Origin of the sequence: Dapis brunnea BLCC-M229, assembly GCF_050015995.1 — a bacterium.
Classification (GTDB): Bacteria; Cyanobacteriota; Cyanobacteriia; order Cyanobacteriales; family Microcoleaceae; genus Trichodesmium.
The window spans coordinates 8,592-23,104 of record NZ_JBNHEP010000293.1; the positions used below are offsets into that span (position 1 = coordinate 8,592).

A 14,513-nucleotide genomic window follows, 5' to 3' on the forward strand; every position below is an offset into this window, starting at 1 on the left:
CCCCCATTGATGGTTTCGAGGGTACAGCAACAATTCCTTATGTAGCACAAGACCCGAACGGGAACCCCTTAGCACCCGCTGACATTTCTGTAGATGTAGCCTCTACCCCAGAACCAACCCCAGAACCAACGCCAGAACCAACGCCAGAACCAACGCCAGAACCAACGCCAGAGCCAACGCCAGAACCAACGCCAGAACCAACGCCAGAACCAACGCCAGAACCTACTCCAGAACCAACTCCAGAACCAACTCCAGAACCTACTCCAGAACCAACTCCAGAACCAACTCCAGAGCCTACTCCAGAGCCTACTCCGCCTACTCCAGAGCCTACTCCAGAGCCTACTCCAGAGCCTACTCCAGAGCCTACTCCAGAACCGACTCCAGAACCGACTCCAGAACCAACGCCAGAACCAACGCCAGAACCGACTCCAGAACCGACTCCAGAACCGACTCCAGAACCGACTCCAGAACCAACGCCAGAGCCTACTCCAGAACCAACTCCAGAACCAACTCCAGAACCAATAGATGATGACCATTCTTGTCCTCCACCTCCAACTATAGAACTTGTAGATTTACCTGTTGTACCTTCTCTAGTTCTTAATTCCAATCAATTTGAAGACTTTTTCTTCGGTACAGAAGACGGCGAAGTTATTCAAAGTAGTAACCTAAATCGAACTGGTCTTGCTATTGATGGTTTGGAAGGCGACGATTTTATGGAAGGTTCTAAAGATAGTGACACCATGTTTGGTGGTCTGGGAAATGACTCAATTTTTGCTAAGCGTGAATCTGACTTTATTAATGGTAAAGAACAAAATGATGATATCTACGCTGGAAAAGGTGACGATACAGGTCGTGGAGGTAAGGATGATGATAAGATATATGGTGATATCGGCAGCGATACCCTATTAGGTGATAAAGGTAACGATATCTTATGGGGTGGTACTCCTGGTGGTAACGACAAAGACTCCACAGGCAGCGATTTTATGAACGGTGGCAGGGGGAATGATTACCTCAATGGTAACCGCTACAACGATATGCTCATGGGCGGTAAGGATGATGATGAACTCCGTGGTGGTAAAGGTGATGACACTATGTTTGGACAGGAAGGTAACGACCTACTTATGGGTGAAAATGGGGATGACCAAATTGTTGCCGATCCTAGCTCAAGTTCATTAGAAGAGGACATCGGAGAAGATTCTGTTTATGGCGGTCGCGGTAACGATATTATGCAAGGCAGTCGTGGAGATGATTTAATGAACGGAGGTAAGGGAAATGATTTCATTTATGGAGGTAAAGATAATGATTTAATCCTTGGAGATAAAGGAAACGATACTCTTTTAGGTGAAGACGGAGATGACAGTATTTTTGGTGGCAATAATAGTGTTATTGATGGTGATGTATTAGGAGAAGACTACATTGATGGTGGTGCCGGAAATGATTTCCTTAGTGGTAACTATGCTAATGACACTATCATTAGTGGTGAAGGCGATGATACTTCACGAGGTGGTAAAGATGATGACTTGATGTATGGTCGGTTAGGGGACGACTTGATGTTTGGGGATCAAGGTAATGATACCCTATGTGGTTGTGAAGGCAATGATACTATGTATGGTGACAACCCCGAACTTGTAGCACCATTAGGGACGGAAGGTCAGCAAGACCAGTTATTTGGTGGTATAGGAGACGACCTAATATTTGGTAATCAAGGTCAGGATACATTGTATGGAGAGGAAGGTAATGATAGTTTGTTAGGAGGTACCGATAATGATACCTTGTTTGGATCGTCAGGAAACGACTCTCTTTTAGGAGAAGCAGGTGACGATTTCTTGTATGGAGGGGAAGGTGATAATACTTTATCTGGAGGTAGTGGTAGCGATCGCTTCCTGCTCAACTTTGACCAAGGACTAGATGTTATTACTGACTTCGATATTAATCAAGACTTCCTTGTATTAGCTAATGGATTAAATACCGATGAACAAAGTTTAACTGTTGAAACTGTTGATAGTAACATTTCAATTTTCTTGAACGATCAACTTTTAGTCACTTTAGAAAATTTATCTGCAACCTCAGAGCAAATAGCAACTCGGTTCACTACTCTGAGTGATTCCTTAATGATCTAATCAAGGAATAGGGAGTAAGGAATAGAAAATAGGGAGTAGGGTTGGAAAACTTATTCCCTATTAGGACTTACGCAACTGGCACATTTATAAGTGTAGGGTGTGTGATATCAAGTCCGGTAGCATAGGTATTGTAAAGGTAAGGAAGAAGGAAGAGGGAAGAAGTGAAGAGGGAAGAAGGCAATAGTAATCTAGAATACAGGACTTAAAAGTCCAAAAAAACTTAAATTTTTTGTTGATATTCACTCTTGGGTTTACACAAACGATACTAGCGGACATGATATGACACTTTGATGAATGTTGTACAGTAAATAACTGTTTGTAGTGCCACGCACCGACGACCAATTGTGACAATATTGTAATATCATATCCGGTTGAATAGTTATACTGTTTCACAGAAGTCAAAAGTCGTAGGGGCGAATGGCCATTCGCCCCTACAAAAGTTAAAAGTAAGATTTTATATGCTCAAAACTTTGATGTTACAGCCCACATTCCGCACTTCTTAACATTTAATTGATAAGTAAAATTTATATTTTGCTTGTAAGTCTTAGCCAATAAGTGTTTCAGCTATTAGGTGTAAAATCCTTGAATGTAAATATTTATTACTAAAATTCTCATAAAACTAGGAAAATTAGCGATCGCAATCTCTGTAAGAACCTTTTATCGTTTGAAGAATTTTGCAAGTGTAAAGAGATATAAAGATATATTGAGATCTGCGGAATGTGGGTTACAGTAATTTCAGCAAATTATTTCACATAAATAGGACTTATATCATGTTCGGATAATCACTTATAATAGTTTTTGTTTGTAGTATAGCTCTCAGCCCTATCTATAAGTTCGGGCTGAGAGCTATACTACGAACTTTAATTATAATAACTATTTAACCGAACATAATATTACGCAGAGACTCTACATATAGTGAGGGCGAATACCATTCGCCCCTACAGATGGTGGTTTGACAGTCAATTTGCGTAAGTCCTGATAAAGTATAATATCATGTCTCTTTGAATACCCACAATAAAAAATTGAGGGAACAGGGAACACTTAACTGGGAACACTTAACTGGGAACAGGGAGAAATTTATCAGAGAAAAGATTTTTATTATGGCTAATTAATGAGACTTGATATAAGATAAGTAGTGTAGCCTAAGTTGATGAAATTGGTATTATAATTAAAGCTCGTAGTAGGGCTTGAGCAATATCTATCTATCTTAGGGCTAAAAGCACTACTACAAACAAAAATTTTTTGTTTCGCTTTCCTAGGTCATGCTAAGGCAAACGCGACATGAAAGGCGTCAGCGGAACTGAGTTCTATCGCGCTCTTATCCAGACATCAAATAGTCCTGATAATAATAAAGAGACGTTACCAGGAACGTCTCTTCATCACATTAACTCAAATCACATAATTTTTGATACTTGATGCCTCAAGCTTAAAAATTCCAGCAATTAATTATCTACCTTCAAACCAGCATTATCTTGAGTATACGTTTCTTGACTAATCTTCACAGGTGTTGCTCCCCAAATCTCTTTCGCATACTCCATAATCGTCCGATCGGAAGAAAATTTACCCATGCGAACAGAATTATAAATAGACATTTTTGTCCATTTTTCTTTGTCTTGGAAAGCTTGACTAACCCGTTCCTGACATTCAATATAAGCTTGATAGTCAGCTAATAGCATATATTGATCGTTGTACAGTAGAGAATCAATCAGAGGTTTGAATAGATTAGGATTGCCTTTGCTAAACCGACCACTAGCAATCCGATCGATTACAGCCTTTAACTCTGGATTTCTATTATAGTAATCCAAAGGTTTATAACCCTTGGCCTTCAAATCGAAAACTTCTTCAGCAGTTAGACCAAATAGGAAGAAATTTTCTGCTCCCACTTCTTCACGAATCTCAATATTAGCTCCGTCAAGAGTACCAATAGTCATTGCTCCATTCATGGCAAACTTCATATTACCAGTTCCCGATGCCTCTTTGCCAGCAGTAGAAATTTGCTCTGATAAATCGGCAGCAGGATAAATTAACTGACCTAATGAAGCATTAAAGTTAGCTAAGAAAACTACTTTCAGACGACCACGCACATCAGGGTCATTGTTAACTACATCAGCAACAGCATTCGTCAATTTAATAATTAACTTAGCCATGTAGTAACCAGGAGCTGCCTTGCCACCAAAAATGAATGTCCGAGGTTGAATATCAATATTAGGATTTTGCTTAATGCGGTTGTAAAGAGTAATGATGTGGAATAAATCCAAATGTTGCCGTTTATACTCATGGATACGTTTGACCTGAATATCAAACAGAGAATTAGTATCCACCTCAATCCGATTATGCTTTAAAATGTGCTCTGCCAGGTTAGCTTTATTCTCCTGCTTAATTTGTTGCCAACGCTTACAAAATTCTACGTCATCAACATATTTTTCTAGTTGCCTTAGTTGATCTAAATCTCGCAACCAACTATCTCCTAATTTCTCAGAAAATAACGCAGAAAGTTTAGGATTACTCAATAAAATCCAACGGCGAGGAGTCACGCCATTAGTTTTATTGAGGAACTTTTCTGGAAAAAGTTTGTAGAAATCTTTGAGTACACCTTTTTTCAGCAATTCTGTGTGTAGAGCTGCTACCCCATTCACAGCATGACTACCCACAGTCGCTAAATTAGCCATCCGAACCGATTTTTCTGGTGTTTCCTCAATTATAGATACACGAGAAATTAATTCCTTATCTTTAGGATACCAAGTTTTCACTTGCTCTATGAAGCGGTGGTTAATTTCATAGATAATCTCTAAGTGGCGAGGTAGCAGACTACCAAACAAACTAATTCCCCAACGTTCTAACGCTTCTGGTAATAAGGTATGGTTAGTGTAGGCAAAAGTATGTTGAGTAATATGCCACGCACGCTCCCAGTCCATATCATACTCATCAATGAACAATCGCATCATTTCTGCAATAGCAACAGCAGGGTGAGTATCATTTAACTGAATTGCTGTTTTATCGCTTAAGTTATCTAAGTTTTGGTTCTGCAATAAATGCCTGCGGATGATGTCTTGCAAAGCACACGAAACAAAGAAATATTGCTGTTTCAGTCGGAGTTCCTTACCTTGGGGAGTATTATCATTAGGATAGAGAACTTTTGATATAGTCTCCGAACTCATTTTTTCTGCTACTGCGCCATCGTAGTTTCCAGAATTGAACTCTTCAAACTTAAAATCTACACTAGCTTCTGCACGCCACAGACGTAGCGGATTAACTGTATTCACTTTATAGCCAGGAACAGGAGTATCATAAGGGATACCAATGACAGTTTCACCCGGAACCCATGTTACTCGATAGTGGCCTTTGTCATCATGATATCCTTCTGTGATACCACCAAACTTGACTTCTACCTGTTCTGCTGGACGAGCTATTTCCCAGGGGTTACCAAAGCGCAGCCACTTATCAGGAATTTCAGCTTGCCAACCATCTTGTACAGTTTGGGTGAAAATGCCAAACTCATAGCGAATGCCATGACCCATTGCGGGAATTTCCAGGGTAGCTAGAGAGTCCAAAAAACAAGCTGCTAACCTACCCAAACCCCCATTTCCTAAACCTGGATCGTCTTCTTGTTCTAGTAGTTCATCCAAGTTAAGTCCAGATTGGCTAATTGCTTGACGAATTTCTTCATATATGCCTAGATTAATCAAACTATTACCTAGGTGACGACCCATGAGAAATTCGGCCGATAAGTAATATACTACTTTAACATCTTTCTCATTGTAGGTACGAATTGTCGAAAGAAACCGTTGGAGTAGGCGATCGCGAATAGTATAGGCCAGAGCTCGGTAGAAATCATCCTGTTTGGCCATTGACTCATAAGTCCCTTGCAAATAAAACAGGTTATCAGCTAGGGCACGTCTGAGAGTAGTGACACTCATGCCTGTGCGATCGTCTTCTACCCGAATTTGATTTTCAGTAGTGGGGTTGATGGGTTGATTCATTAGCGCTCCTTAAGTTTTACTGTCATCAATTTTATTTCAGTAGAAAGGTGGATAGACTGAATAGCTTTGCCACACAGGAGTTATTCTATAGGAAACTTTTGAATGAAGTGAGACTAGCCAATAGAATTATATCCCTTTACTAATCTAGGCGAAATTAAAGTATATAACTATCAAAGGTTTTCGAGAATATAAGTATTGAATTTTAATCATTTTTACAGAATTGATGGTAGGATTTGGGTATTTTTTGGCCATCGAATAGAGAAAATATTTATAGATAATTATAGATAAAATATAGGCTGAGATATATCACAAAAACTAATCATGACATTACCTAATGGCCCAGCTCTCTCACCATTACAACGAAGAATCCGAACATGGAAATTTATTTTTAGTCCCTTATCTACCATAGAGGAGCGATACTCTGAATATGGAGATGTTTTTAGAACTAATACTAACTCCTTGTTCCCCTTTATCTACTTCTGTAACCCTAAAGCCATTCAACAAATTTTTACTGCTGACCCTGATACTTTTGGCTTAAATGGTAGTAATGGTATTTTGCAATATTTTGTGGGCAGAAATTCTCTAATCCTCCAAGACGGCGATCGCCACCAACGGCAAAGAAAACTATTAATGCCGACTTTTCATGGCGATCGGATGCGTAACTATGGAGACTTAATATATAACATTACTTCTGATGTCATTAGTCAGTGGCAAACAGACAAACCTTTTCCTATCCGCAGGTCAACCCAAGAAATATCCCTGAAAGTAATTCTTGGTGCTGTATTTGGTTTAAATCAAGGACAACGTTATGAAAGACTCAGACTTCTAATGTCTGATGTTCTCGACTCCATGAGTTCTCCGGTCAGTTCTATTTTTCTGTTCTTTAGTTCCTTACGAAAAGACTGGGGTCCTTGGAGTCCGTGGGGGAGATTTTTACGCAAAAGACAAGAACTCCACGAACTAATACTTGCAGAAATTGAAACTGCAAAGAAAGAAGCAAATCATACTGATGATATTCTTAGTTTATTACTAGAAGCGCGTGATGAAGAGGGTCATCCTATGAGTGACGAAGAAATCAAGGATGAACTGCTGACAATGCTTTTTGCTGGTCACGAAACTACAGCCTCAGCTTTAGCATGGGCGTTATATTGGATTGACAAAATCCCATCAGTACGGGAAAAACTCAGGGCAGAATTAGCAACTCTTCCGGATAACTCAGACAAAGTTGCCATTACTAAACTTCCCTACCTCAGCGCTGTTTGTCAAGAAACTCTTCGCATTTATCCCATTGCTATGAATGCTTTTCCTAGAGTTGTTCAGAAACCTGTAGAAATTATGGGTTATCAATTGGAACCGGGAATGGTGGCAATAGTGCCTATTTATTTGACTCATCAGCGGGAAGATATTTATCCAGAACCCAAACAATTTAAACCGGAACGTTTTCTGGAGAGACAATTCTCACCTTATGAATATTTACCATTTGGAGGAGGGAGTCGTCGTTGTATAGGTTCAGCTTTTGCTTTATTTGAAATGAAATTAGTATTGGCGACAATTTTATCACAGTACGAACTTAAGTTAGTTTCTAATCGAGCAATTAAACCTGTTCGGAGGGGCTTAACAATGGCGCCACCAGGAAATATGCGGATGGTTGCGAAACAGAAGTTTAATGTTGACATCTCCAGAAAAGAGGTAGCAGGGAGAAATAATTGATAATTTCTGCTCAATAATTGATTTTATTTTTGAGGCGTTGCTGAATCAAGGTATGAAAATCAAAACTGAATAATTTCAAGTATTTGTTATTCAACAGTTTAGTTGGACTTTTAGATTTTTTACAGTGAAAATGCATTCAAACCTAGTATTAGCAAAGGAAATACCTGACCTTGCTTGAAATGGCTGAAACCTAGATATACCAGGAAAACCTTTGATCGCAGGTAAAAGCATTGCTGTATAAAGTTTTTTTAACCTGTTTTTTCCTAAAGTTCAGTTAGCAATTATCAGTAAATACAAATTGTATCCACGCATCAGCAACGCCATTTTTTATCGTCGGAGATATTTATTATCAAACAATCTAGCTTGATGCTCTTATATCCAGAATGTCTCTTTGAATACCTCAAAAATTTAGAGACTGGGGAGTATAGAGCAGGAAGCAGGAGAAAATTTGAAAAATATTCTTGCTTCAAAAGCTATAATTTTTATTGTGGCTAATTAATGAGACTTGATATTACCAATAAATGAATCTATTTGTAAGTTAAGGTTTGATTTTGATAAGCTTTCTTAGAAACAGAGGAAAGAGAATTATTAAGGTGAAACATTGTATTCTTAATATTACTAAACTGAAATTCTACACTACAATGGCTTTTTGCCACGGCATAAAGTACCTCAACAGCAGTGGAATTATTTTTATCACTAATACTGCGATTAACCTTCATCGAATGCACCTCTTAATATCAAAGTTTTGCTTTTAATTTAATCATCTCCTAAATTTCAGGGTCAAACGGTGATCGAATGTAAAATAATCTGTGATTTCCCGGTTGTTATCAAGTGAGGCAGTAAGTATTGATATAGTGATCATTATCACACAAGTATAATATTAGATAACGAGATTACAGCAGTTTTCAGGTCAATAAACCACATTGTCATCACTAAAACCCTGTAGGGACGTTGCATGCAGCGTCCCTAGTTTGTGTTCTACCGTGTAGGAAAAGCACTGTAAAAGGGAAAGCTTGAGACCTTATTTTTTGTTTTTTGATCAAAATAAAAACTTAAATTTTAGTTAAAAATACTTTGTTTTCAAAAAAATCATGGTAATCAAAAACAGATTTTAAGCTCAAGATAGGTATTAGTGAAGTGTAAGTATTAATACTCTCTACTATCTTTTAAATACACTTTTCCTAAAGCAGCAGGAGGGGTAGATTTACCTGCTAAACCAATTAAAGCGAATAGAGCAATAATATAAGGTAACATCTCTAAAAATTGATAGGGAATATTCAGATTAAAAGCTTGAACTCTTAATTGCAAAGCTTCTGTTGCCCCAAATAATAAACAAGCCAAAACTGTATTAACTGGATGCCATCTACCAAATATTAGAGCTGCTAAGGCAATGAAACCTTTTCCACTACTCATACCTTCCGTGAAAAATTTCACATGAACTAATGCTAAATAAACTCCGCCTAAACTTGCCAAGCAACCGCTAAAACCTACACTTAAATAACGCACTAAAATAACAGATATTCCGGCTGTTGCTGCTGCTTGAGGATATTCGCCGACTGCTCTTAATGCTAAACCCCAAGTTGTATTAAAAATAATATATGTAGAAAGGGGGATTAATAGTAAAAGTAGATAAAATAGTAAGTCTTGATTTAAGAATATTCCTAAAATTGGTAAGTCTTTTAATCCGAAAATATTGATAGTTTCAATACCTGGTAAAGCAATTGTGCCACTGTCAAATAATACTCTTGCTCCATAAGCAGTTAATCCTGAAACTGCTAAATTTATTGCCAGACTTGAGACTATTTGATTGACTTTTAAATTGACACAAAGATGGGCATGAATTAAGCCTAAAATTCCTCCGGCTAAAACTGCGATAAAAGTTCCTAGCCAGACATTTTCAGTAGTAATAGAAACAGCGGCACTGACAAAAGCTCCTGTTAATAACATTCCTTCCAAAGCAATATTAAGTACGCCGGAACGTTCGGAAAATATTCCTCCTAAAGCAGCAAAAGCTAGAGGTACAGAAAGTCTAATTGTGGCAGATAAATAATCAGAGAAAAAGTCGATATTTGATAAATTCATTTCCTATTTTGAGTGATGAATCCTAAAAACCTAACCCCCCTGCCCCCTTCCCTACAAGGGAATGGGGATTTCAAAGCCTCTCTCCTACCAGGAGAGAGGTTTGGAGAGAGGTTTTTCTAAGTTTAGAAACAGTTTCTAAGAGGAAGGTTTAATAAATGTAAAACTATTTAAGTGAATTACTTTTAATTTTAAAATTAAATCTTTTTCTTTGCTCTTCAAATGCCAGACTTATTGCCAAAAACAACACTGTCAAACCTTGAATAGCATAAACAATGGTTATCGACACCCCCGCACTCCGCTGCATCACATTTGCCCCACTCCTGAGAACGCCAAAAAATAAGGATGTTAAAATTACTGCCAGTGGGTTGCCCCGACTTAATAAAGCAATGGCGATCGCGTCAAAACCATAACCAGGAGAAAAATTTTCAAACAACCGATATTTTGCTCCCAATACTTCTGCGCTTCCCGCTAAACCTGCTAAACCACCGGATAAACCCATAACTGTGACAATAGTCTGATTAACAGAAATTCCAGCATAACGAGCGGCAGTCGGGTTTTGCCCAACGGCATCTACTTGATAACCGAAGGCAGTAAACGACAACACGACGGCTAAAATTATGGCAATAGCTAACCCTAATAAAATTCCGGCGTGAGCTTGAGTTTTCGGCAAAATTATCGGTAAACGCGCTGACTCGGCAATGAGGGGAGTGTAGGGACTAGGGGCGTCGGGGGCGATAAGTGGTTCATTTACCATGTAGTTGACAAAATTTTGAGCGATATAATTTAGTAGTAGGGTAGTCAGCACTTCATTTAAACCACGGGCGACTTTCAGATAACCAGCGATCGCTCCCCAAATTGCTCCGAGAAGAAAACCTGCTGTCAATGCTAGGGGTAAATGTATCCATATTGGGAAGTTGGGCAAATATAGTCCGGCGACAACACTACCTAAAGCACCCATATAAATTTGCCCTTCCCCACCGAGATTAAATAAACCTGCTCGTAATGCTATTAATATTCCTAAACTTGCTAGTAATAGTGGGGTAGTTTTGCTGAGGGTATCGCTGAAACCAAAGTAGGTTGTGAGAGATTCTTGGAATAGGGCGGTGTAAGCGGTTACAGGATTTGTTTTTGCTAAGAGCATTAGAGCGGCTCCTGTTAATAAAGCGGCGAATACGGCAAATATTGGGAGTAGAATTGATTTGAGAATTTTCTGCATCATTTTGTAGTAGATCGTAGGTTGGGTTAAGCGACAGCGCAACCCAACATATACCTAGAATTTTTACCTGATTTTGGAGATACTTATGTTGGGTTTCCTTTGCTGCGCAACGCTTGCGCGAACGTCAACCCAACCTACACAATACTAAAAATTTTATCTTAAAATTATCAGCAAAACTTGTAGGGTGTGTTAGACGGCTTAAACCTTGACTATGAAAGAGATTGAGCAATCCGTCGTAACGCACCATTCAATATGTGTCTACTTTAATCTCAATGGTGCGTTACGGCGCAATGTAATGTTTGATAATTCAACGGTAGTTTGTGGTAAGCGCCTAACGCACCCTACTGAACCTGTTAATAAGGCGGCGAATACTGCGAATATTGGAAGTAGAATTGACTGTAGAATTTTCTGCATCATTTTGTAGTAGATCGTAGGTTGGGTTAAGCGACAGCGCAACCCAACAGAAAACTTATCGACTTCCTGTGCCATTAAGACTACACCACCACTGTTGATTTTTGTTGGGTTTCCTGCGTCAACCCAACCTACACAATACTATAAACCGTAGGTTGGGTTAAGCGACAGCGCAACCCAACAGAAAACTTCTCAACTTGCTGTACCATTATGGCTGTATTAGCACCGTTGATTTTTGTTGGGTTTCCTTACGTCAACCCAACCTACACAATACTGAAACGCTTATATGTTAAAGTCTACAAGTCTCTGCGCGAGAGAAGAGTACACAACCCCCGCCTCTCCTCCTCCCACCCCCAGACGATACCCCACAATACTATTGGTAGGTGTCCCGTGTAACGCGCAAGGGGGGCGTATAAGTCTGAGTAACCTAACCATCCTTTTTTATCATGCCACCCGACTTTGTTAGCGAACTGTTCGTATACTTCTTTATTATACTCCTTCGTACCACCCAAACTTTGATAAATTTTCTTTTGCACAGAAAAGCCAAACTTACCATCACTGTATTTTACCCAAAGCTGGTCTATTATGCAGAGGTCTTCGCAAGGAAATTTCTCTATATCTTCGACTCTTAGGAAATGTTTCTCCTCTCGCCCTGCAACTTGTAACATAACACGATAAGCTTCCATATCCGCCTCTTTCCAATTTTTAGCAGCTAGGAATTCACGCAGTTTAAAATATTTAGAAGATAAACTTTGTTGTGGTGAAACTTCCAGGAGTTTTTTAGTCGAACCATTGTCAAAAATATACTTTTTGCCAGATTTTTGCTCATTATCCAATGTCATTTCAGAGCAAAGTAATTGTCGAATTTTAGGGTAATTATCAATCCAATAATTTGCATTTCCTGTTTCCTGATTATTTGTAGATTCAGGACTAAGTACGGTGGAATTATTTGATGGAATAGATTTATCAACAGCATCTTTTTCTAACTCAGCAAGTAGTTGATGATTATTCTTTAGTTCCAAAAGAAGACGGGGATATCTGAGGGTAATAGCAGTAAACTTAGCTATTTGTTCAGTGGTTATTGTTTCTCTTTCAGCAAAAGTAACTCCAATAGAATAATAGGCAATATAAATCCTGAGTCTCAGTACATTAATATATTGTTTTAAACGACGGGGATTATAATCAAAAAAAGGAGCAACTATTTCCATAACTTGACCAAGGCTTTCTCGGTCTAAATCTTTTTCAATAATTGGGAAAATAGGTAAATCTGGAGATGAAGTATCAGCCTCTTGAGATTCTAAGTTTTGTTCTGAAAAAGAAGACTCATCTGCCTCTGTTTTTTCTGCTTCTTTTTCCTTTAGTGAAAATACTCTGGCTTTAAATTTTTCTATCCATTCTTTTCCATCATTAAAACTTGCAGAAAAATCAAATACTTCAGCAATTAAACTATGAGAGATCCAAAAAAAGCGTTTTTCTTGTTTTTCTGGAGAAGTTTTTATTTCTGAAATTTTTTCAACAAAACTATCCAATATCTTTTGAGAAGGTGCAGGAACAGAGAATGATAATTGCACAAACTTTTCCAGAAAACTAAAGCCATAATCAACCTTTTTGCTCAACTTCTGACTTTCATTTTCCTGTGCTTGATTTTCGGCGATCGCTGAAGCCAAAAAAGGAATAACATTTCTTTGTTTAAAACTTATCGCTGCTGCTACCTTTTCCCAATCCATACCCAAAATAAAAATTATCTTTGGGTCATTAGAAATCATCATATTTAGAGCTTGCAATAGATCGGCAGATTTACCCAAATCACAACGATCGAGGTCATCAATAAAAACATAAATCTTCTCATTTTCACCCACATAAGCATCAACAATTTTAGAAAAATCCTCGTGAAACTTTTCAATAAAAGCAACTTGTTTATCATAATCAGGATGCTCAAGATATTGAGTCAAATCCATTTTCTGGTCGCCAATTAAATCCTTTAATATTGCCAGAAGTTTTCCTACTCCAGCAAACCCAGCACCATAACCTCCTAGTTGTAACCAAAAACTTAAAACTTGATTATTTTCATCCTCTTTATTATCAGTGTTTTGCTCGCCTTCTTTATTTTCCGCTTCTCCCTCAGAATCTGTTTTAACAATATCTGCAAACTTTTCATAAAAAGGAAAAATTCCCGCAAATTTATCTGGAAAAAATACAACAATTGGAATAGAAATAATAATAGTTGCCATTAACCATATTATTACCAAAGTCTGGAGAAATTTCACTGGTTTATTTTTCCAGTCAAGACGATTACGGATTAGAATTAAGTAACTCCAGAAATTATATAAAATATCAGATAAATTGCGATTATTAGACAATTGTTCTAAAAAAGAAAGAGCAAAAGTCGCCCAAAGTGATTCAGATTTTTCATGTCGCCAAGCATTAAACCAAACTGTTTGAGTTTCTTGCTTTAATCTCAATCTAAAAAATTCATAGATATCTGATACATCGCTGAAAATAATCCGGTCTTTTTTAATTTTCTGCCAAACTTTTTTTGACTCTTCCCGATCTAATTCTTTAGACTTCTTTTTAACCTCAGTTTCCAGTTGTTTCATAAAAGAAGATTTACCACTACCCCATTCACCTTCGATAGAAATAGTAAGTGGCGGTTTAGTATCTTTATGAGTTAAAAACTCAGCCATTGCTACAACATAAGGGGTAAAACCAAGTTCATCATTTGTAGCAGGTTGGTCGCCCACCGTAATAATTTGCTTTGAGTTTTCCGTAGATTCTGGCATCATTTTAAAAGTTAATAATTATCGTAAAACTGCAATAAATTAAATCATAGAGCAGATTGCAAATACATTGAAGTATAGCGATTTTAACTCTAGTAAGGTGCATCAACGACTAAATCCCCCTTTTTAAGGGGGACTTCTGGTTCCCCCCTTGAACAAGGCAGTAGGGGGGATCTCCAGGAGTATACCTCACCAAACTGAAATCTTTTGTACTAAA

At 38.1% G+C, this 14,513-nt stretch carries 8 protein-coding genes; 2 read left to right on the forward strand and 6 right to left on the reverse strand.

The genetic code is table 11. The features are described 5' to 3' along the window. Positions 1-2,120, forward strand: a 2,120-nt coding sequence (locus ACP6PM_RS33640; protein ID WP_426591195.1) for a calcium-binding protein, incomplete at its 5' end; no start/stop codon positions are given. Between the two features lie 1,442 nt (positions 2,121-3,562). On the opposite strand, the gene ACP6PM_RS33645 is transcribed toward ACP6PM_RS33640, so the two are convergent. Continuing rightward, on the reverse strand, positions 3,563-6,100 hold the full coding sequence (locus tag ACP6PM_RS33645; protein WP_426591196.1) for a glycogen/starch/alpha-glucan phosphorylase: 2,538 nt from the start codon (positions 6,098-6,100) through the stop codon (positions 3,563-3,565). A gap of 321 nt (positions 6,101-6,421) precedes the next feature. On the opposite strand from ACP6PM_RS33645, the gene ACP6PM_RS33650 reads away from it, so the two are divergent. After that, positions 6,422-7,810: a cytochrome P450 gene (locus ACP6PM_RS33650; RefSeq protein WP_426591197.1), complete on the forward strand. Its 1,389-nt coding sequence runs from the start codon at positions 6,422-6,424 to the stop codon at positions 7,808-7,810. Between the two features lie 527 nt (positions 7,811-8,337). Here ACP6PM_RS33650 and ACP6PM_RS33655 read toward each other — a convergent pair. From ACP6PM_RS33655 to ACP6PM_RS33675, 5 genes are all read right to left on the reverse strand, one after another. Then, on the reverse strand, positions 8,338-8,529 hold the full coding sequence (locus ACP6PM_RS33655; protein WP_426591198.1) for a hypothetical protein: 192 nt from the start codon (positions 8,527-8,529) through the stop codon (positions 8,338-8,340). A gap of 427 nt (positions 8,530-8,956) precedes the next feature. Continuing rightward, complete coding sequence (locus ACP6PM_RS33660) at positions 8,957-9,892, reverse strand: ABC transporter permease (protein ID WP_426591199.1); 936 nt, start codon at positions 9,890-9,892, stop codon at positions 8,957-8,959. A 163-nt stretch (positions 9,893-10,055) separates the two neighbouring features. Continuing rightward, positions 10,056-11,033 carry an ABC transporter permease gene (locus ACP6PM_RS33665; RefSeq protein WP_426591200.1) on the reverse strand — a complete coding sequence of 326 codons (978 nt, stop codon included), beginning with the start codon at positions 11,031-11,033 and terminating at the stop codon, positions 10,056-10,058. Between the two features lie 333 nt (positions 11,034-11,366). Next, positions 11,367-11,597, reverse strand: a complete 231-nt coding sequence (locus ACP6PM_RS33670; RefSeq protein ID WP_426591201.1) for a hypothetical protein — start codon at positions 11,595-11,597, stop codon at positions 11,367-11,369. 218 nt (positions 11,598-11,815) lie between these two features. Then, positions 11,816-14,302, reverse strand: coding sequence for a GUN4 domain-containing protein (locus ACP6PM_RS33675; protein ID WP_426591202.1), 2,487 nt, complete (start codon positions 14,300-14,302; stop codon positions 11,816-11,818). Positions 14,303-14,513: the final 211 nt, after the last annotated feature.

What these genes read in the sequence shown, in the direction of transcription:
- ACP6PM_RS33645 (WP_426591196.1), bottom strand. Translation starts at nt 6,100, where the DNA reads ATGAATCAACCCATCAACCCCACTACTGAAAATCAAATTCGGGTAGAA.
- ACP6PM_RS33675 (WP_426591202.1), bottom strand. Translation starts at nt 14,302, where the DNA reads ATGATGCCAGAATCTACGGAAAACTCAAAGCAAATTATTACGGTGGGC.
- ACP6PM_RS33660 (WP_426591199.1), bottom strand. Translation starts at nt 9,892, where the DNA reads ATGAATTTATCAAATATCGACTTTTTCTCTGATTATTTATCTGCCACA.
- ACP6PM_RS33650 (WP_426591197.1), top strand. Translation starts at nt 6,422, where the DNA reads ATGACATTACCTAATGGCCCAGCTCTCTCACCATTACAACGAAGAATC.
- ACP6PM_RS33670 (WP_426591201.1), bottom strand. Translation starts at nt 11,597, where the DNA reads ATGGCACAGGAAGTCGATAAGTTTTCTGTTGGGTTGCGCTGTCGCTTA.
- ACP6PM_RS33655 (WP_426591198.1), bottom strand. Translation starts at nt 8,529, where the DNA reads ATGAAGGTTAATCGCAGTATTAGTGATAAAAATAATTCCACTGCTGTT.
- ACP6PM_RS33665 (WP_426591200.1), bottom strand. Translation starts at nt 11,033, where the DNA reads ATGCTCTTAGCAAAAACAAATCCTGTAACCGCTTACACCGCCCTATTC.